This window comes from Actinacidiphila sp. DG2A-62, assembly GCF_035825295.1.
In the GTDB taxonomy this organism is placed as follows: domain Bacteria; phylum Actinomycetota; class Actinomycetes; order Streptomycetales; family Streptomycetaceae; genus Actinacidiphila.
In genome coordinates this window covers 3,037,250-3,058,229 of record NZ_JAYMGI010000002.1, presented here as the reverse complement: position 1 = coordinate 3,058,229, position 20,980 = coordinate 3,037,250, and the positions used below count along the sequence as shown (strand labels likewise).

Annotated in this window: 11 protein-coding genes and 1 pseudogene; 9 read left to right on the top strand and 3 right to left on the bottom strand. The window is 69.9% G+C overall.

The features are described from left to right. Positions 1-73: 73 nt before the first annotated feature. The 4 genes and pseudogenes from VSR01_RS13495 to VSR01_RS13480 all read left to right on the top strand — a co-directional run. A pseudogene (locus VSR01_RS13495) lies at positions 74-1,287 on the top strand (serine/threonine-protein kinase); the annotation flags it as partial. A 158-nt stretch (positions 1,288-1,445) separates the two neighbouring features. Then, a complete protein-coding gene (locus VSR01_RS13490) occupies positions 1,446-2,570 on the top strand; it encodes a hypothetical protein (protein WP_326454012.1) in 1,125 nt (374 codons plus the stop codon). A gap of 77 nt (positions 2,571-2,647) precedes the next feature. Then, a complete protein-coding gene (prfB, locus tag VSR01_RS13485) occupies positions 2,648-3,763 on the top strand; it encodes a peptide chain release factor 2 (protein WP_326449469.1) in 1,116 nt (371 codons plus the stop codon). Positions 3,764-4,120: 357 nt separating this feature from the next. After that, positions 4,121-5,002 carry a hypothetical protein gene (locus VSR01_RS13480; protein ID WP_326449468.1) on the top strand — a complete coding sequence of 294 codons (882 nt, stop codon included), beginning with the start codon at positions 4,121-4,123 and terminating at the stop codon, positions 5,000-5,002. Positions 5,003-5,079: 77 nt separating this feature from the next. Here VSR01_RS13480 and VSR01_RS13475 read toward each other — a convergent pair whose 3' ends face one another. Next, positions 5,080-5,988 (bottom strand): hypothetical protein, encoded by a 909-nt coding sequence (locus VSR01_RS13475; RefSeq protein ID WP_326449467.1) that lies wholly within the window; start codon positions 5,986-5,988, stop codon positions 5,080-5,082. 34 nt (positions 5,989-6,022) lie between these two features. Then, on the bottom strand, positions 6,023-9,283 hold the full coding sequence (locus tag VSR01_RS13470) for a hypothetical protein (protein ID WP_326449466.1): 3,261 nt from the start codon (positions 9,281-9,283) through the stop codon (positions 6,023-6,025). Between the two features lie 907 nt (positions 9,284-10,190). Here VSR01_RS13470 and VSR01_RS13465 point away from each other — a divergent pair. Both VSR01_RS13465 and VSR01_RS13460 read left to right on the top strand, forming a co-directional pair. Continuing rightward, positions 10,191-16,772: an RHS repeat-associated core domain-containing protein gene (locus VSR01_RS13465; protein ID WP_326449465.1), complete on the top strand. Its 6,582-nt coding sequence runs from the start codon at positions 10,191-10,193 to the stop codon at positions 16,770-16,772. A 9-nt stretch (positions 16,773-16,781) separates the two neighbouring features. Further along, a complete protein-coding gene (locus VSR01_RS13460) occupies positions 16,782-17,330 on the top strand; it encodes a hypothetical protein (RefSeq protein WP_326449464.1) in 549 nt (182 codons plus the stop codon). 34 nt (positions 17,331-17,364) lie between these two features. Here VSR01_RS13460 and VSR01_RS13455 read toward each other — a convergent pair whose 3' ends face one another. Beyond that, positions 17,365-17,556, bottom strand: a complete 192-nt coding sequence (locus VSR01_RS13455; RefSeq protein WP_326453639.1) for a hypothetical protein — start codon at positions 17,554-17,556, stop codon at positions 17,365-17,367. A 291-nt stretch (positions 17,557-17,847) separates the two neighbouring features. Between VSR01_RS13455 and ftsE the strand changes: the two genes are divergently transcribed. The 3 genes from ftsE to VSR01_RS13440 all read left to right on the top strand — a co-directional run bounded on the left by ftsE (position 17,848) and on the right by VSR01_RS13440 (position 20,980). Next, positions 17,848-18,537: a cell division ATP-binding protein FtsE gene (gene ftsE, locus VSR01_RS13450; RefSeq protein ID WP_326449463.1), complete on the top strand. Its 690-nt coding sequence runs from the start codon at positions 17,848-17,850 to the stop codon at positions 18,535-18,537. 49 nt (positions 18,538-18,586) lie between these two features. Beyond that, positions 18,587-19,504 (top strand): permease-like cell division protein FtsX, encoded by a 918-nt coding sequence (gene ftsX / locus VSR01_RS13445; protein WP_326449462.1) that lies wholly within the window; start codon positions 18,587-18,589, stop codon positions 19,502-19,504. A gap of 150 nt (positions 19,505-19,654) precedes the next feature. After that, on the top strand, positions 19,655-20,980 hold the full coding sequence (locus VSR01_RS13440) for a S41 family peptidase (protein WP_326449461.1): 1,326 nt from the start codon (positions 19,655-19,657) through the stop codon (positions 20,978-20,980).

The window sequence follows — 20,980 nt, the reverse complement described above, 5'->3', positions numbered from 1 at the left end:
GTACCCCGAACGGCCTTGGTTCCGCGTAGCTTTGTCGCCAACGCGACGGACCTTCGGAGGAGTCGGAGCAGCCTTGGCCAGGAAGATCGGCAGCCGGTACACCGCCCACCAGGTGCTCGGGCGGGGTTCCGCCGGCACGGTGTGGCTCGGCGAGGGCCCGGAAGGCCCGGTCGCCATCAAGCTGCTGCGCGAGGACCTCGCCTCCGACCAGGACCTCGTCGGCCGCTTCGTGCAGGAGCGCACCGCGCTGCTGTCCCTGGACCACCCGCGCGTCGTCGGCATCCGCGACCTGGTGGTGGACGGCGCCGACCTCGCGCTGGTGATGGACCTGGTGCGCGGCACCGACCTGCGCTCCCGGCTGGAGCGCGAGCGCCGGCTGACCCCCGAGGCCGCCGTCGCCATCGCCGCCGACGTGGCCGACGGCCTGGCCGCCGCCCACGCGGGCGGGGTGGTGCACCGCGACGTCAAACCCGAGAACGTCCTGCTGGACTCGGCCGCCCCGGCCGGACCCGGCGGCGCGCCGCCCGCGCTGCTCACCGACTTCGGCATCGCCCGCCTGGTGGACTCCCCGCGCCGCACCCGCGCGACCCGGATCATCGGCACCCCCGACTACCTCGCGCCCGAGATCATCGAGGGCCTGCCGCCGCGCGCCTCGGTCGACATCTACGCGCTGGCCACCGTGCTGTACGAACTGCTCGCGGGCTTCACGCCGTTCGGCGGCGGGCACCCCGGCGCGGTGCTGCGGCGGCACGTCACCGAGTCGGTGCAGCCGCTGCCGGACCTGCCGGACGAGCTGTGGCAGATCCTCGCGCAGTGCCTGGCCAAGGCGCCCGCCTCCCGGCTGACCGCGGGCGAACTCGGGGCCGGCTGCGGGAGTTGCTGCCGCACCTGGCCGGGCTGCCGGCCCTGGACGTGGCGCCGCCGGGCGCGGACGGCGCGGCGGCGGAGAACGGTTACGCGGACGAGGACGCGGAGCCGGGGGCCGCGGGCGCCGCCGCCGCGGCAGGGGTTCCCGGCGCTTCCGGCGTCTCCGGCGTCTCCGGTGCCCCCGGGGCGGCCGGCGGTCCCGGAGTCGCGAGCGGCGGCGTCGGCGGCCCGACGACCGGCGGCGCGGGCGCTCCCGCCGCGCCCGTGACCGGCTTCGCCGACCGGCGGCGCGGTGCCGTACCGCTGGTGCGCGGCGCGGCGCCCGACTCCAGCCGGGACACCCACACCAGCATCAGACTGCCGACCGCGGACGAGCTGGCCGGGTACGGCGCCGCCTCGCGCGCCGGACGGGCCGCGGGCAAGGGCGCGGGCGGCCGGGGCGCCGGGAAGACCGGGAAGAACGGCGCCGGACACGGCGGGACCGGCAAAGGCACGGCCGCGGGCCGGGCGCCGGCGCCCTGCGGGCCTCCGCGCCCGACCGCCCCGCCAGCCCCCGCCACCGCGCGGTCTCCGACGCGGTGCGCAGCCGCCGGATCAAGTTCGCCGCCGCTGCCGCCGCGGCGCTGGCCGTCGCCGGGCTCGGCGGCTGGGGCATCGCCTCCGCGGGCTCCTCCGGCTCCGACCACGGCGGCAGCGGCAAGGACCCGGGCGCCTCCACCGACGACCGGTCCGCCGCGCCCGACACCTCGGCGGACGGCGCCGCCCGCTCGTCCGTCGCGCCGACCGCCGGTCGCGGCGGCACCCCGACCGCGCCCACCGCGGGCGCCGCCTCGCCCCAGGGCCGCACCGGCGCTCCCGTCGCCCTGCCCCGGTGGAGCGCCGCGCAGGACGTGCCGGCGGCGGGCGTGCCCCTGACCGGCGGCCCGCGCGCGGTCGTCCTCGGCCACACGACGTACGTCTTCGCGCGCGGCGAGGACAAGAACGTCTGGTACGTGACCCGGGACGGCTCCGGCTACGGCCCCTGGCACAAGCTCACCGGGATAAGCACCCAGGGCGACCCCGCGGTCGTCTCGGCGCGGGCCGGGCGGATCGACCTGTTCGCGGCCGGCACGGACGGGCTGCTGTACCGGCGCACGTACACCGGCCCGGCGTCCGGCGCGGCCGGCGCGGGCTCCTGGAACGCCTGGTCGCAGGTGGACGAGCGGACGCACTTCGACGCGGCCCCGGCCGCGGCCTCCTCCGAACCCGGCCGGATCGACCTGGTGGACCGGGTCGGCGGCGACCTGGTGACGGCGTCGCTGGTGGACGGCCGCTGGAACGCCTGGGCGCTCGTGCCGACCGCCGGGCGGATCACCTCCGCGCCGGCCCTGGTCTCGCGCGGGCGCGGCACGCTGGAGGCGTTCGTGGTCCGCAAGGCGGACGGCGCGGTGCTGCGGCTGCCGTTCTCCGGCGGCGCGTGGCGGCCGTCGTCCGTGGTCGACGGCCTGGACGCGGCGGGGGCCGGCCGTCCGGAGGCGCTGGTCGCGGGCGGCCGGCTGTACGTGTTCGCCGCCGGCCGGGCGTCGGCGCTCCAGGGACCCGCGACGCCGCTGCCGGCCGGGCTCGGCGGCGGCCCCGTCGGCGCGGCGGGCGCCGCCGGGACGCTGGAGCTGTACGCGCCGACCGCGCACGGGACGCTCACGAGGGCGACGGCGCCGGCGTAGCCGGGGGAGCGGGGGGCTGGACCGCGGCGGCGAGCGGGGCGGCGTCGTTCGCACGACCAGCCGGTAGGCTGGGCCACGTGGCGATCGTCGATGTATCCGAAGAACTGAAGTCCCTCTCCTCGACCATGGGGTCGATCGAGGCCGTCCTCGACCTGGACCGGATGCGGGCCGATATCGCCGCGCTGGAGGAGCAGGCCGCGGCCCCCTCCCTGTGGGACGACCCCGAGAACGCGCAGAAGATCACCAGCCGGCTGTCGCACCTCCAGGCCGAGCTGCGCAAGGTCGAGGCCCTGCGCGGCCGGATCGACGACCTGGCCGTGCTCTTCGAACTGGCCGAGGCCGAGGACGACGCGGACACCCGCGCCGAGGCCGAGGGCGAGCTGGAGTCGGTCCGCAAGGCGCTGGACGAGATGGAGGTCCGCACCCTGCTGTCCGGCGAGTACGACGCCCGCGAGGCGCTGGTCAACATCCGCGCCGAGGCCGGCGGCGTGGACGCCGCGGACTTCGCCGAGCAGCTCCAGCGGATGTACCTGCGCTGGTCCGAGCGCCACGGCTACCCGACCGAGGTCTACGAGACCTCGTACGCGGAGGAGGCCGGCATCAAGTCGACCACCTTCACGGTCAAGGCGCCGTACGCCTACGGCACCCTGTCGGTGGAGCAGGGCACGCACCGGTTGGTGCGCATCTCGCCGTTCGACAACCAGGGCCGCCGCCAGACGTCCTTCGCCGGCGTCGAGGTGCTGCCGGTGGTCGAGCAGTCCGACCACGTCGAGATCGACGAGTCGGACCTCCGCGTCGACGTCTACCGGGCGTCCGGTCCCGGCGGTCAGGGCGTCAACACCACGGACTCCGCGGTGCGCATCACCCACATCCCCACCGGCATCGTGGTCTCCTGCCAGAACGAGCGCTCGCAGATCCAGAACAAGGCGAGCGCGATGAACGTCCTCCAGGCCAAGCTGCTGGAGCGGCGCCGCCAGGAGGAGCAGGCGCTGATGGACTCGCTCAAGGGCGACGGCGGCAACTCCTGGGGCAACCAGATGCGTTCGTACGTCCTGCACCCGTACCAGATGGTCAAGGATCTGCGCACCGACTTCGAGGTGGGCAACCCGCAGGCGGTGCTCGACGGCGACATCGACGGCTTCATCGAGGCGGGGATCCGCTGGCGCAAGTCCCGTGAGAAGAGCGGGGAGTAGCCGGAGCGCGGTCGGAAAATAGCCGGAGCGCGATCGGCGCGTGGCCGGAGCGTGGCCGGCGGGCGCGCGCGGCGGTGAGGTGCCGGGCCCGAGGCGGAAGGTGTGCTTCCGGGGAGGGTCCCGGCATCGTTCATGTCACAGTGCTGTGCAGAACTGATGGGCAGGCGTGGGCAATTCACCCATTGCGTGCTTAATGACCTTGACGGTCCCCGGGAAAGCCGCGAGGGTGTTGCGCGGCATGCGCATGATTGAGGCGTAAGCGCACGGGGGCGAGCGCATCCGGTCCCTCCAGTGGCACCGCACCCGCCCATGTCTGCGCGGCCCCGAAGCAGTTGACTCACTGGGGGTTCTTCACACATGAGCAAGCGCACCACGCGCGTCCGCATCACGCGTCTCGCAGCCGCGACCGTGATCGCGGCAGGCGCGTCCCTGACCGCGGTCGGCGCGGCCCAGGCCGTCACCAACGACGGCAGCAACACCTCCACGGGCCTCCACATCGGCGTCCAGCTCGGTCAGAGCGAGGACGGCACCAGCGGTGACGACAGCGGTGGCACGATCCCGACCGGTGGCGAGGACGGCGGTACGCCGACGACCGGTGGTGACAGCGGCGGTACGCCCACGACGGGTGGTGACAGCGGTGGAACCCCGACGACCGGTGGTGACAACGGCGGCACGCCGACCACCGGTGGTGACAGCGGTGGAACCCCGACGACCGGTGGTGACAACGGCGGCACGCCGACCACCGGTGGTGACAGCGGTGGAACCCCGACGACCGGTGGTGACAACGGCGGCACGCCGACCACCGGTGGTGACAGCGGTGGAACCCCGACGACGGGCGGTGACAACGGCGGCACGCCGACCACCGGTGGTTCTTCGACGACAGGCGGCACCTCGACGTCTGGCGGCAGCTCCACGACCGGGGGGTCGTCGTCTTCGGGCGGCACTTCGACCTCCGGCGGCACCTCGACGTCCGGGGGCACCTCGACCTCCGGGGGCACCTCGACCTCGGGCGGGAACGACAACACCTGCACCCTGACCGGTGACAGCGTCGACTGCGGGAACAACAACCCCGGCACCGACAACACCGCGCAGGTCGCGCAGGGCCAGACCACGAGCCAACTCGCGGAGACCGGCTCCAGCGGCACCACCTTCATGATCATCGGCGCCGCGACCCTGATCGCCGGCGGCGTCGGCTTCCGCCTCACCCCGCGCCTCGCCCGCCGCGGCGACGCCGCCTGAGGCACCACGCTTCACCCGTACCACCGCGAAGGCGGGCCCGGCTCACCCCGGACCCGCCTTTGGCGTCTCAGCGGCTCCTAACCCGCCACCGACGGCCCAAGCACCGTCAGATCATTGGTGACAACAGCCGCCAACGCCGCGTAGCCGTCGGCGGACAGGTTGACGTGGTCACCGGCGTCGAAGTCCAGCGGTGCTGCCTGGCTGCTGATCTGCTGCTGTGCCGGGTCCGTAGTGCTGTTCGGGTCGTCCACGGCCACAGCGGCATTCGCGTCCAGCGACTGGACGCCGGGCGGAATGGCAGCGGTGAGATCGCTGATCCACACATTCACCGCCTGGCGGTTCTCGTCAGCGGCGGCCGTGCAGCCCGCATAGCCTTCGCATGGCGTGAGGTTCATGACGACTGCCCTGATGCCCCATGCCTTCAGTTGGTCGAGCAAGACTTGATAGGCAGTGGTGAGCGCCGTGTCGTCGGTGCCGTAGACGATGTCCTGAAGACCCTCGTCGACGACCACCGTAGTGAGGTTCGGTTCCGAGAGGATGTCGTAACTCAGTCGAGTGAGAAGTGAATAGCCTCCTCCGTGCCCGTGGGCGGCGTCGACGGAGATGCGGTTTTCGTGGATGTCGCCCGCGACCACTCCGTAATGCGCGTTTCCACTCGTATCCGCCTGCACGGCGGTGGCGATTCTGCCGGCCAGTCTCCATCGCCCGTCTCCCCGCAGCGGGTGGGTTCCGGATATGTCGTCGTCCACCAAGTTGTCGCCGATGACGTCGACGGTCTGCGTGTCGGTGTCGGTGACGACATCGACGCCGGTGACGACATCGCTGAAGTAGCCAGAGGTGGTGCCGGTCCCGGTGAACGCAGATGCCGAGACGTCGGCTGTGTGATCTCCGCTGCCCGGCGCGCTGAGGTAACTGACGGCTGCCGGTGCCTGCGAGTGATAGGCGATGTAATGCACCGTGCTGGCCAGATGGAAACTGATCAGCACGGGTTGGTCAGCCGTGACGGGTGTCGTGAGAGGGTCACTGTATTTTTCCCCCGATGGGGATGACGATGTGACCCGAACCGTTGAAGGTCACGTCCGTCGGCGCGGCGACAGACGCCGCGCCCGTCGCCTGTTGGGCGAACGTCAGATGGTCGATGGTCAGCGGTGCGACGCCGCCGCGGTTCGAGAGCTTGATCCGGACCGCGTGTCCACTCACGCTGGGCCTGGCGGCGATTCTGAACGTCTGGTCACCGTAGTCCGTGCCCGTGAAGTTCACGGCGCTGGCTTCACTCGGCGAACTCCAGGCCCCCGTCCACCGCGAGCTGTCGGGGCCCGACGTCGTGTCGCGTACCGCCATCCCGAAGATGTGGAGGCCCGGGGTGCGCCCCGCAACGCCGTTCGCCAGATCCGGCAGAGTCACCGACGCCACCGGTACGTTCCTGGCAATCGGCACGGCGATCGCATAGAGCCTTGGAGCGGAGGTCAGTTGCCCTGCCGCGTTGTTGCGGTGGGTGAAATAAAGGGCGGAGAGTGTGGCAGGGCCCGTCACCCAGTCAGGAACGGAAAGGAAGTAGGACTGCGGCGCGGTCTGGCCATCGCTGTACGTGATGCTCCCGCTCGTCTCGCTGCAGTCTAGGGCGGTGTTGTTGGCATAGGTGCAGTTGCTCGCGGCGATCGTCGTTCCGTCGGGTACGTAGGGGCTGCTGTGGTCGCCCGGATCGTGATCTGCGGCGCTGTTCCCGTTGGTCGCCGTCGCCAGGAAGACGAGCGATTCACCCTTCTGTCCGTCGAGGCTGATCGTCTGGTTCGCGGCCAGTACATTGTCGGGGCCGGACCCGAAATTCGGCAGGGCGAAGTCGGTTCCGTCGACTGTCACGTGTTGGCCCGGGTTCCAGCCCGCCTGCTCCAGGTCCTGGAGGGAGAAGGAGTCACCTGCCCCGTCCGCGTTCGCAGTTGCGGGCGTGGCATCGCTGCTCACCGCCGTGTTGTTGAAGGCCGCACTCAGGCTGGGATACGTCTTGGAGACGTGGCCCACAGCGGTGAAGTGGTATTCGTGCGCGGGGGACTCGTTGCCTGCGGTGTCGAGGGCATACACATAGAGGGTGTGCGTGCCGGGGGCGATCGGAGTCACGGTGTAAGAGGCGGCGTTGTTGACTGCGGTCACCGTCTGGGAGGCCGGTGCCCCGGAGGTCGGTGGCGATGTGTCCAGCCCGAAGACGAACTTGGACGCGTTGTTCCCCGTCGTTCCGGGATTGACCTTCGCGGTGAAGGTGCCTGCGGTTCCGGCGGGCGCTCCCGGGGTGTCGCCGGCGTCGATGTCGGGATAGAGGTTCCCGTTGGACGTCACAGTCGGCTCGGCTGGGGCGCGCTGGTCGACGATGAAGTGGCATGTCGTTCCGTAGCCGTGGGAGTCCTCGCCGTCGCTCGCCGACACTGTCCAGCCGACGACCGAGCCGTCCTTGAGGCCCTTGATCCACGCCGAGGGGAAGCTCGCGGGCGCGTGCTGTCCGCTCGATATGTCCGCGCTCATGACGGTCGCCGTCGTGCCACCGGACGCGTTGTAGGTGTACGTCGCCTGGACCGCGTCCTTGTCGGGGTCGGAGAGGACCGAGTCCATGGACGGAGGCGTCGTGGCGACGGTCTTGCCCAGGATCGGGTACGGCGTCGTCGTCGCGCAGCCGTACGTGGCGGAGTTGACCCGGATCGACAGTTTGGACGGGATGTTGGGCGGATGGTTGTACGTGATGCTCATCGACGGGTTGGTCGCGAACCGCTTGAAGTAGTAGCCGTTCGTCTCGTTGGCGTTGATCAGCTCGAATGCGAGCACCGGCCAGCTGCCGTGCGCCGCCTTGGTCATGATCGAGGCGGCGTTGAACCCTCCTGAGACGTAAGAGGTGCAGGCGGGAGCGAAGGCGTGTGAGCCGATCTTCGTGCTGGGGCCTCGCTGCGTGTTCCAGGAGAACGGGGAGTCGATCGCTCCGGTGAGGTACATGTTGATGGTGCTCGTCGTGTCGCACTGGGCCGCGTAGGTCTCCGTCACGTTGACGACCGCGCTCACGATGTGCGTCGTCGTGCCGCGGATGACGGACGGCAGTCCCAACTGGAAGTAGGACCGCTCGACACCGACGCAGCCCGAGTAGGTGTTGTCGCCGACTCCGGGGTCGCCGTACTTCGTCGAGTCGTAGTTGTCCTTCTGCGTCGGGCAGCCCTTCTGTACCTCGCTCCAGTGCTGACGTGACGCCGAAGCGGGGTGTGGGTTCCAGCTCGGGTCGATGTACAGCGGGTAGACGGTGTCGGGATTGGTCAGCATGGCCGGATCGGGGGTCAGGACGAGATCGCTGCCGTCCAACCGGGTGCCGATCGGGGCGATGTGCGCGCCCGGTGGGGGAGCAGTGCTTGCGGCGGAATCCGTCGCGTCGGCCCGCTCGGCCGCAGCCGCAGCCGCAGCCGCAGCCGCAGCCGCAGCCGCCGTCGCTGGTTGCGGGGTGCCGGCCGGACGGGCCGAGTCCCACATGATCGGCGCCGGGGCGCTGAACGCGATGTCACCGGACGAGGTGACCGCCGCGAGCCCCGCGGCGCCGCCGTCCCGAAGGCTGACCCCTGTACCGTGCGTGCGCAGCGCCAGGGACTTCAGCGCTGGATCGGCTGCCGCTGCAGCCGACTTGACGACCAAGACCTCGGAGATGCCGCCGAGGGTCGTGGCCGTGACCCGCAGATCGACGTCCGGCAGCACATCGGGATAGATCAACTGGTTCCCCGAGGCGTCGGGAACCGGCAGGGTGGTCGGCCAGTCGATCGCGAGCTTCTCGTCTCCAGATCCCATCACCGCCAGCGGCGTACTGCCACCACCCGAGAGTGTCAGCGGGCCGGACGCGGCGGCGGGACTGTAGGACCCGTCCGGGTTCCGCACGAGCGACGCGTCGACCGGGGTCCAGGCACCGTCCTTGCGCACGCGGACCGGCAGCACATTCGACTGGTACGTCGTGGTCCCGGACGGATCAGCGGTGATCGTCGACGTCTCGGTGGTCAGTGCGTCGACGCGGACGGGTTCCCCGGACGTGGCAGCCTGGTCCTGGGCGGCGGCGAGGGCCGCGCGTTGCGGCGCGGTCATCCCATCGTCGCTCTCACGGGACGCGAGGGGCGTGCCCGGTGGGTGGTCCGGGTCTTTCGGTTGCGGTGCCTCCACCACGTTCGCCGGTGTTCCCCGAACATCCGGTGCAGTGTCGGCCGCGGCCGAGGCCGCCGTTCCCGCCAGCCCTGTCGTCGGGAGTATTCCGGCCAGGAGGATGCCCGCCACAAAAGCGGATCTCCATCGTCCGTTTTTCTTCCGGCCGACGCCGCGCATGCGCATTCTTCTATGCATCCCCACCCCTGCGTGAATCGAAAGAAGAGACAACCCGGAGCAAAGTAATACCCATGCGTTCGAGGCGGCAAGGAGTCACCGGGCCATGACGGGCCGTCAAAGATGCGGGTAGGCGTGGTGCCACCGTGTGGCTCGTTGCACTGGTTATGCATGGGAAGTCCGTTATCTACCAATGCCGCACGAATATGTCGCGAAGATCAGTTTTCCTTGCATCGTCCTGCGATTTTTAACATTCGATGGGTATGCGAGGAGATATTTTTTGCACTGTGTTCGCCTCGGAATCCTCCTCGCGGTCCTGCTGGTTGCTACCTTCAGCCTTCGGCCTGACATGCCCTTGGGGGGGTCTGTGGTGCGCAGTCAAATCGGCATGCCTTTGTGCCGTCGATCGGTGAAAAGCGGACGCAAATCCTGGGCATGGGGCCTGTGGGCGGCCGTCGTCGCGCTCGTCGTTCCGATCGCTGCGGGCGGACCCGCCGCAGCCAGCTCGACGCCGCACTAAGACGTCACACCGCAGAGGGAGAAGTCCGTACCGGTCCGGCCGGTCAGCCCCCACGCGGTCAAGGTTCCGGCGATGCCGCGCTGGGATGCCGCCGCGGCACACCACACCTGGCCGGAAGCCGGCTCCACGGACGTGTCGGTGAGGTCGACGGCGACGCGGGCCGCTGGTCTCCCTGTCAGCCTCGCCCAGACACCGGTGCCCGGTCGTGCGACTGCGGCCTCTTCCCCGTCCACCCGCGCCATTTCGGCTCCCTCCACGTCTGTCCCCGTCACGCGGGCCCGGGTCACCGTCGTCGCTCAGCAGGCGGCCCAACGCCTCCACATCGACGGTCTGGTCCTGAAGGTGACCCGAACCGACGGCGGCACCGGGACGGGCGGGGTCGACATCGGCGTGGACTACGGCGCCTTCCGCGACGCGTACGGCGCCGACTGGGGCACCCGGCTGCGTCTGGTGTCCCTCCCAGCCTGCGCGCTGACCACCCCGGCGCTGCCGGCCTGCCGGATCGAGCAGCCGCTGCCCTCCACGAACGACGCGGCGACCCACACGGTGTCCGCCGCCGTCCCGCTCGCCCCCGACGCCGTCGTGGCCGCCGACGCGGGGGCGTCCGGCGGCGGCGGGGACTTCTCGGCGACCTCCCTGACTCCTTCCGGCCAGTGGTCGGGCGGCAGCTCCACCGGTGACTTCACATGGTCCTACGGCATCGGCACACCCCAGGTTCCCGGAGGGCTCCAGCCGTCCGTGTCACTGGCCTACAGCTCCCAGAGCGTGGACGGCCGCACCTCGTCCACCTCTCCCCAGGCCTCCTGGATCGGCGACGGCTGGGACTACTCGCCGGGCTTCGTCGAGGAGTCGTACGGCAGCTGCTCCGATGATGCCGCCGGCGGCACGCCCGCCACGGGCGACCAGTGCTGGTCGGACGCCACCGACCAGATCACCCTCTCCCTGAACGGCGCCTCCAACACCCTCGTCCATGACGACGCCACCGGCACCTGGCACCCGCAGGGCGACAGCGGCGAGACGGTTGCCGTCTCCACCGACACCGCCAATCCCGACAAGGAGCACCGCTACTTCACCGTCACCACCCAGGACGGCACCACCTACTACTTCGGGCGCAACCAGCTTCCCGGCTGGTCCGACCACGGCACCACGACGACCGCCGACGACGACCCGGTCACCAACTCCGTATGGACCGCCCGCGTCTACGGCAACAACTCCGGCGAGCCGTGCCACGCCGCCACCTTCGCGGCCTCGGCCTGCAACCAGGCCTACCGCTGGAACCTCGACTACGTCGTCGACGACCACGGCAACGCGATGAGCTACTGGTACGTGCCCGAGACCGGCTACTACGGCGCGGACAACGCCACCGCTCCGGTCCCGTACACCCGCGGCGGGTACCTGACGAAGATCCAGTACGGCCAGCGGGCCGGCAAGGTCTACGACACCACAGGCACGCCCGCCGCCGCCCAGGTCTGGTTCGACACCGCGGAACGGTGCCTGAGCAGCGCTTCGTTCGACTGCGCCCCCGCCAAACTCACGTCCGCCAACGCCTTCCACTGGCCCGACGTGCCCTTCGACCAGATCTGCGCGTCGTCGGGGACGTGCAACAACCACGGGCCCGCCTACTTCACCACCCGCTGGCTCACCGGCATCCGCACCCAGATCCTGGTCTCCGGCGCCTACCAGAACGTCGATTCCTGGACGTTGACGCACACGTTCCCGCCGCCCATGGATGCGAAGGACACCACCACGCCCGTCGCGTGGCTGTCCTCTATCACCCGGACCGGCCTGGACGGCGGATCCGTTGCGCTCAAGCCCATCACCTTCACGGGTAAGGCGATGGTCAACCGGGTGGACGGCCTCGACGGCTACCAGCCGCTGGCCCGTTACCGGATGAACACCATCACCACCGAGTCGGGCGAGGTCCTGCAGATCACCTACACCGAGGCGGACTGCCACCGCCTCAACACCGTGGTGCTGCCGTCCAGCCCGGACGACAATTACCTGCTCTGCTATCCCGCGTACTGGACGCCGCCGGGCCAGGTGACCCCGCAGCTCGACTGGTTCAACAAGTACCTTGTCCACTCCGTCACCGAGCAGGATCCCGCCGGTGCCGGGCTGCCCGTGGAGACCGTCTACACGTATGTGGGCGATCCGGCCTGGCACTTCGCCGACGACCCCGGCACCAAGGCGGCGTACCGCACGTGGAACCAGTGGCGCGGATATGGCCAGGTCGAGACCCGCACCGGGTCCTACCCCAGTGTGGTGACGCTCCAGCGGACGACGTACTTCCGTGGCATGGACGGGGACAAGACGGCTTCGGGCACACGCTCCGTCCAGCTCACCGACACAGCGGGGGACGACAAGGTCGCCGACAAGGACGAGTTCGCCGGCCGGGTGTTCGAGTCCCAGACGTTCAACGGCGACGGCGGCGCCCGGCTCGTCGATGCGGTCAGTGACCCCTGGGAGAGCGCCAAGCCGACCGCTTCCCAGTCGCGCAGCGCCGCCGGCCTCCCGGTCCTGACCGCCCACATGGTGAACGTCGCAAGTGAACGGGTGACGACGACCAAGGCAGACGGCAAACCGCGCACCGTTGAGACGGACTACAGCTACGACCAGGATACGGGACTTCCGACCGCCGTCGACGATCTCGGCGACACCGGCCTGACCAGCGACGACCGCTGTGAGCGGACCTGGTACGCCGCGGACACCAAGGGGAACCTGCTGCCGGCGCCCCGCCGGGTCCAGGCCGTTGCCGTGGCCTGCTCCGCGACCCCGCACTACCCGGCGGACCTGATCAGCGACGACGAGGCCTTCTTCGACGGCGCGTCCAGCAACACAGCGGCGCTCACCGGCCCCGGCGACGTCACCATGGTCAAGCGCGCCGACTCGGTGGCCGCCGACGGGACGCCGCACTACGTGACGGCCATGCAGTTCACCGATCCGGCCACGGGCAACCCCGCGTACGACATGTACGGACGGTCGCTGAGCGAGACCGACGCTCTCGGCCGTACCACCACGACTCAGTACACCCCGGCCACCGGAGCCGCACCGGCCGTCGTCAAAGTGACGCAACCCCGCTTGCCGAACCAGACCCAGGGGTTCGCCACCACCAGCAAGCTGGACCCTGCGCGCGGACTGACCCTGTCCACCTCCGATGCGGCCGGCTATGTCACGAGCAGTACCTATGACGCGCTCGGCAGGGTGACCGCCGTGTGGGAGCCGGGATTCTCCCAGTCGCTGGGAGCGGACCCCAACACCAAGTACTCGTACAGCCTGTCCAACGGCACCACGCCCTCGACGGTGACCACCCAGAGCCTCGTCGACAACGGAAGCGCCACTGCCTACCGGACGTCGGTCAGCATCTTCGACTCGCTGCTGCGGCCGCGCGAGGTGCAGACCGCCACGGCCGACGGCGGCCGGGTCATCACCGACACCGCGTACGACGACCACGGCTGGACGGTCAAGGTCAACGGCCCCTACTACAACGGCGGCGCACCCGACAGCACCCTCGTCTACGCCCCGGACAACCAGGTGGCCACCGAGACCGGCACGTTCTACGACGGCGCCGGCCGCGTCACCGCGTCCGCCGCGTACTCCAAGGCGACCGAGACCTGGCGCACCACGACGGCCTACCCGGGTTCCGACCGGACCGACGTCACGCCTCCGCAGGGCGGCACCGCGACGTCGACCATCACCGACGCGCGCGGGCAGACCGTCGAACTGCTCACGTATCACGGCCCCACCCCGAGCGGCCCCGCCGACGCCGTGACCTACAGCTATGACGCCGCGGGCCATCAGACCGGGCAGAAGGACAACGACGGCAACGTCTGGTCGTCGACATACGACCTGCTGGGCCGCAAGGTGTCGCAGACAGACCCGGACACCGGAACCACCAGCAGCACCTACGACCTGGCGGGCCAGCAGCTCACTTCCACCGACGCCCGCGGCGACACGATCACCAACGCGTACGACGTGCTGGGCCGCAAAACGGCCGAGTACGACACCACGACCACAGCCACCCTCTCCGCGTCCAACGAGCTGGCGTCGTGGACCTACGACACCCTCAAGAAGGGGTTGCCGACTTCCTCCACGCGCTATGACAACGGGCTGGCCTACACCCAGAAGATCCTCGGCTACGACAGCCACGGCTGGACCCAGTCGACCGAGACTGTCATCCCCCCCTCGCCCGACGGCACCGACCCGGCCGGCACGTACATCACCGACCGCACCTACACCCCGACTGGCAACCTCCACTCGTACACCGACAGCGCGGCCGGTTCGCTGCCGTCGGAAACCGTCAGCTACGGATACGACGCGTTCGGCCGGCCCACCTCCGCAGGCGGCGACGCCGGCAGCTGGGACTACGTCGACAAACTCAGCTGGACGGAGTACGACGAGCCACAGCAGTTCTCGTTCGGTCCGTCTGGCAACGTCGTCAACACGACCTACAGCTACGACGAGCAGACACGTCGGCTGAAGGACCAGCTCACCGTCACCGACTCGGGCCGGGTCAAGGCGGACGACGCGAACTACACCTATCTGCCGTCGGGTCTCATCACGCGGATCAGCGACCAGCTGGAGACCGGCCAGACCGACACCCAATGCTTCGGCTACGACTACGCACAGAGGCTGACCGCCGCATGGACGGCCACCGACGCGTGCGCGGCCACACCGTCGTCCGGCTCCGCGGCGACCGTCGGCGGACCCGCTCCGTACTGGCAGTCGTGGACCTACGACGCGACCGGCGACCGCAAGACCCAGATCGATCACGACCTGACCGGCGACAGTGCCGACGACGCGGTTTCCACCTACACCGACGCCAAGGCGTCCGGAGGGCCTGCCCATGCCCTCGCGCAGGTGGCCTCACACACGCCGGGCGCCCCGGTCGTCGACAAGAACACGGACTACACGTACGACAAGGCAGGCAACGTCTCGACGCGCACCACCTCGGCCGGGATCGACACCTTCACCTTCGACGACGAGGGCAAGCTCACCCAGCTCGCTCAGACCGGCCAGTCCACGGCGACGTCGTACGTGTACGACGCGGACGGCAACCTGCTGCTGCGGCGCGACGGCAGCGGCAGCGTGCTGTTCCTGCCCGACGAGGAGGTCACGCTCAAGGCGGGGGACAGCACGGCCACGGGGGTCCGTTACATAGCCATCGCCGGGATGACCGTCGCCGTGCACTCCTCCGCGGGTTTCGCGTACCTGGTCGGGGACCAGAACGGTACCGGTCAGATCGAGATCGACGCGAGCACGGGCGCGGTCACCCGGCGCCAGTACCTGCCGTTCGGCCAGCTGCGCACGGCGTCGTCGGGATGGGTCGGCGACCGCGGGTTCGTCGGTGGCGAGCAGGACGACGAGACCGGTCTGACCAATCTGGGAGCACGTGAGTACGACGCGTCGACCGGGCGCTTCCTGACGCCGGACGCGTTGCTGTCACCAGGTGCGCCGCAGACATGGAATGCCTACGCGTACTCGGGCAACGACCCGGTCAGCAGCTCCGATCCCAGCGGCGCCTGCCCGGCCGACTTGTGCGGCATCGGGACACCGAAGGGCGACGGCTCGGGCGACATCATCACCGACGGCCCCGTCGACCCCGAGAACCCGGGCCGTGCGTCCTGCCACAAGGGCAAGTGCACCAAGGGCACGAGCACCAGCACGGCGTCGACGAAGCAACTCGACAACGAGGAGCACGCGGCGGAGCAGAAGAAGGCGACGGCCCACGCCGCGCAGGAGGCTGCGAAGAAGGTCAAGCAGAGCCTGACGCATCAGCTGCTCAACCTCATCGGCGCGGTCATCGGTGTCGACGACGCGATCGACTGCATCACCAAGGGCAGCGCCATGGGATGTATCAGCACCCTGGCGAACTTCGTGCCGTGGACGAAGGTCTTCAAGGCGATACGCGTCGCCGGCAAAGCGCTCAAGATTGCCAGGGCGCTGGACAAGGCGTTGGTGGCACTCAAAGACGCCACCATGCTGGAGAAGGACGCGGAGGACGCGCTCGCGGCCGTCCGCTCCGAGCGCGAACTCGCCAAGTTCGACAGAGAAGTCGACCTGGCCGACGAGTTGCCGCCACAGCCGGCTGAGGCGGCGGGCTGCCCGGTACACAGTTTCCTGGCCGACACCCCGGTGCGGCTGGCCGGCGGCGGCTCGAAACCCATCGCCAAGGTGAAGGCCGGGGACACGGTGCTGGCCACCGATCCGCAGACCGGGGTCACGAAGCCGGAGAAGGTGCAGCGGGTCATCGTCACCCACACTGACCGGGACTTCACCGACCTGGCCGTCCACTCAGACCGGCAGCCCAACGCACCGCCCCAGAAGCTGACGACCACCTGGCACCATCCCTTCTGGGACGTCACCCACCACCGCTGGACCGATGCGCGCGACCTGACTGCCGGCACCGTCCTCCGCCAGCCCGACGGCACCACCGCGACCGTGACCGCGGTCCGCAGCTACCACCGCCGGGCCACCACCTACGACCTGACGGTCACCGACCTCCACTCGTACTATGTCCTGGCGGGGGCCACTCCGGTCCTGGTCCACAACTGCGGCGGGTCTGTTCCGCGCCATCGCTCCGTATGCGACTGCGCGAACGGTGGACGGCCTCAGATGATGCGGGGTCCAAAGCCGGCAGGTACCGGCCCGCACAATCTGAAGATCGCCGAGGTCGCTGACCAGGTGTCCGATGGGGAGGTCATTGCTGGAGGAGCAAGGTTGCCAGAGAGGGAGTTCGCCACTCCCGGCGGATTCAAAGGGTCGAGACGCCCAGATATTCTCGTGCAGCGAGCGGATGGATCGCTGTACGGAATCAACGTCGGAAAGCAATCGATGCGGTCGGGCGCCCCTATCAAGAGAGAAGCTGAAGCGCTTCAAGATCTCGAAGGAATTGGAATCGAGATGCACTTCGTGGCCTACAACTAGTGAGGCAGGATGAAGATATCGCTTCAGTTTCATGGTGATCGTCGTGAGATCTGCGCGATGGTGCGAGAGTGGGCTGCCGACTCCGGGATGATCCTCGTGGAGGAGCAGTTCTTCCCCGCGTATCAAGCTCGACTGGTCGGACCCGAGGCTGAGATCGGCAAGGAGGCGGGGCAGCCGGAAGTTGTGGTCGACCGCCTGTCGCTGAACCCTGAGCCCATTAACCTGGACGTCCAGTCGGCCCTTGAATACGCGAAGGCGAATCCGAACTCGCTGTTTATCTCTGTAGGAGAGCAGTCCGAATCGGTGATTCGCGTATCCGTGCTCTCGGCGATGACCGACGACACGCCCCTGATGACTCTTTGGAAAAGGTGTCGAAAGCAGGCTGGGTCGAAAATGATCAAGGGGGCATGGGTGGAGAACACTGTGTCGGGCAGCCGGTCCTGGCTAGCCGGGCATTACTACACGGCAGAGGCGAAGCGGCTTGTCGACTCCGGGGTGGCGGCAATGGGCGGCACTGACTGGCTCAGGTACCACCTGGGCGCGCAGCCCTTGAAGTGACCGCGAGGGCGTGGCTTTGCGGCACCGCCGGCTCTCACGCCGTGGCGTGCTCCACCACCAGGGCCACCGTGAGGAGCGCGACCAGGAGGGCTATCAGGGCCAGCGGGGATATGGAGGACCAGGGGTTCTCCTGCTGCAGGCGCGCGCGGTTGGCGCGGCACACGGCGCAGCGGCCCTCGCTCACCGGGCCGGAACAGTTCGCGCACACCAGCCGGTCGACCGTCATGGTGATCTCCTCCTCGGTCCGGTGAACGCCCACGTCGCGGAAATCGTTCCATTCGGGGCCCCGCTCCACTCGGCGCGAACGCCTCGCGCGCGGTTCTCCCCCTGCCTCCTACTGTGCCAGGTTCCGCCGCGAAGGGCCGCCCGGACGCCGTCCCGAGCGGGATGACGCCCTTGCCCCGGTATGCCCTGTGGGGCGGGCCACCAACCCCCGTCGGCGACTGCGCCGCCCCCGCCGCGCCGGGTAGTGTCGCCCCTATCCCCTGTCCGCTCCCCCCGCAAACCTGGTGCGAACGTGATCCGATTCGACAGCGTCTCGAAGACCTACCCCAAACAGAACCGTCCCGCACTCCGGGACGTCTCGCTGGAGATCGAGAAGGGCGAGTTCGTCTTCCTGGTGGGCTCGTCCGGCTCGGGCAAGTCGACCTTCCTGCGCCTGATCCTGCGCGAGGAGCGCACCGACACCGGTCTCGTGCACGTCCTCGGCAAGGACCTCAACCGGCTGTCCAACTGGAAGGTCCCGCACATGCGGCGCCAGCTCGGCACCGTCTTCCAGGACTTCCGGCTGCTGCCCAACAAGACGGTCGCGGAGAACGTCGCCTTCGCCCTCGAAGTCATCGGCAAGCCCCGCGGCACCATCAGGAAGACCGTCCCCGAGGTTCTCGACCTGGTCGGCCTGGCCGGCAAGGAGGACCGCATGCCGGGCGAGCTGTCCGGCGGCGAGCAGCAGCGCGTGGCCATCGCCCGGGCCTTCGTCAACCGCCCGATGCTGCTGATCGCCGACGAGCCGACCGGAAACCTCGACCCGCAGACCTCGGTCGGCATCATGCGGCTGCTCGACCGGATCAACCGCACCGGCACCACCGTGGTGATGGCCACCCACGACCAGAACATCGTCGACCAGATGCGCAAGCGCGTCATCGAACTGGAGAAGGGGCGACTGGTCCGCGACCAGTCGCGCGGTGTGTACGGCTACCAGCACTGAGTCACCGGAAGCCGTCCGTCCCCGTCGCCCCCTGAGAGGAACCTGACCCATGCGCGCCCACTTCGTCCTGTCGGAGATCGGCGTCGGCCTCCGCCGCAACCTGACGATGACGTTCGCCGTCATCATCTCCGTCGCCCTGTCCCTCGCCCTGACCGGCGGAGCGTTCCTGGTCAACAAGCAGGTCGACGCGATGAAGGGGTACTGGTACGACAAGGTCCAGGTCACCATCTACATGTGCAACAAGAGCGACGGCGCCTCCACCCCCAACTGCGCGCACGGCGCCGTCACCGACGACCAGAAGGCCAGCATCCTCAAGGACCTCAAGGCCCAGCCGATCGTCGAGAAGGTCTACCACGAGAGCGCCGAGCAGGCGTACAAGCACTACCAGGAGCAGTTCAAGAGCTCCTCGCTCGCCAGCACCATCACCCCCGACCAGATGCAGGAGAACTACCGGGTCAAGCTGAAGGACCCGACCAAGTTCGCCATCATCGCCAGCCTCTTCCAGGGGCATCCCGGCGTGCAGTCGGTGGTCGACCAGAGAGACGTGCTGCAGAACCTCTTCAGCCTGCTCAACGGCATGACCAAGATCGCGTACGTGGTGCTCGCGTTCATGCTGACGGTCGCGATGCTGCTGATCGTCAACACGGTGCGCGTCTCGGCGTTCAGCCGCCGCCGCGAGACCGGGATCATGCGGCTGGTCGGCGCGTCCAGCTTCTACATCCAGATGCCGTTCATCATGGAGGCCGCCTTCGCCGGACTCGTCGGCGCGGGACTGGCCTGCGTGATGCTGCTCGGCGGACGCTACTTCCTGATCGACTCGGGCCTGCGGCTGCAGGAGAAGATCCCGCTGGTGTCGTTCCTGGGCTGGGGGCCGGTCGTGCGCGAACTTCCGCTGGTGCTCGGCATCGGCATCGTGATGCCGGCGATCGCGGCGTTCATCGCACTGCGCCGCTACCTGAAGGTGTGACGCGCCGCCGCCGCGCGGCCCCGGCCGTGTGACCCGCGCCGCACCGCGCGCCCGTCGCCGCAGGCAGGAGCCCCGCGGTTGCGCGCGGCCGCCGCACGGGGTAGCGGCAACGCCCCGTCCGGCGGCCCGTTCTGGCCTAGACTGCCGGCCATGTCGGGCCCGTGGTTGTTCGGGACGCCCCGCCGCTTGCGCCGCGGGGCCACCTTGACGTTGGTGTTCGGCACCATGCTCGCGACCGGGGCCGCGGCCGGCAGCCTCACCGATCCGGCCCAGCGCCGCCCCGGAACCCGGATCGCCGCCGAGAGCGCCGCGACCGTCGCCGACCAGGGCCGTACGGACAAGGGCGCGGCCGGCCCGTACGGCTCACGCGCCGCCTCCGCGTACGGCTCCCTCGCCGCCGGCGGAACCGGCGGCCAGGGCGGCGACGGCACGGACAGTACGGGCGTCGGGCCGGCCGGCGACGACGGCGCGGACGGCGACCGGCCGCCGCTGGACACCGGCCGCATCGCCGCGGAGATCCAGAGCGGCCAGGTCGGCGCGCAGACCGTGCAGAAGCTCGTCAGCCGCAGCGGCGACCGCTGGTCCTCGTTCTACACCGCGCAGGAGTACGCGGGACTGCAGCAGGCGCTGAACGGCCGCTACGTCGGCGTCGGCCTGTGGGTGCGGCGGATCGACGGCGGGCGGATCGAGATCGCCCGCGTCCAGGGCGGCAGCCCGGCCGACCGCGCGGGCCTGCGGGTCGGCGACGTGCTCGCGTCGATCGGCGGCGCCCGATGTACCGGCCTGGCCGTCACCGAGGTCGTCGCCGACCTGCGCGGCGACAACGTGCCGGGCAGCCTCGTCACCCTCGGCGTGCAGCGGGCCGGCCGCAGCTGGTCGGTGACCGTGCGCCGGGCCACGCTGGCCACCGAGGCGGTGACGGTGACCCGGCCCGCGGGCGGCCCGACCGTGATCGCCGTCGACGCCTTCAGCGCCGGCGTCGGCAAGCAGGTCGCCGCGGCCGTGCGGGACGCGCCCCGCGGCGTGCTGCTGGACCTGCGCGGCAACTCCGGCGGCCTGGTCACCGAGGCCGTGGCGACCGCCTCCGCCTTCCTCGACGGCGGCCTGGTCGCCACCTACGACGTGCACGGCACCCAGCAGGCCCTGTACGCCGCGCCCGGCGGCGACACCCGGGTCCCGCTGGTGGTGCTGGTCGACGGCGGCACGATGAGCGCGGCCGAGATGCTGGCCGGGGCGCTGCAGGACCGCGGCCGGGCGGTGGTCATCGGCTCGCGCACCTTCGGCAAGGGCTCGGTGCAGATGCCCAGCGCGCTGCCGGACGGATCGGTCGCCGAGCTGACCGTGGGCCACTACCGGCTGCCCGACGGCCGCACCGTCGAGGGCAAGGGCATCGCGCCCGACGTGGACGTGCCGGCCGGGCAGGACCCGGTCGCCTTCAGCCGCGAGGTATTCGCTGGCCTGGGAGCCCCCTCGTAG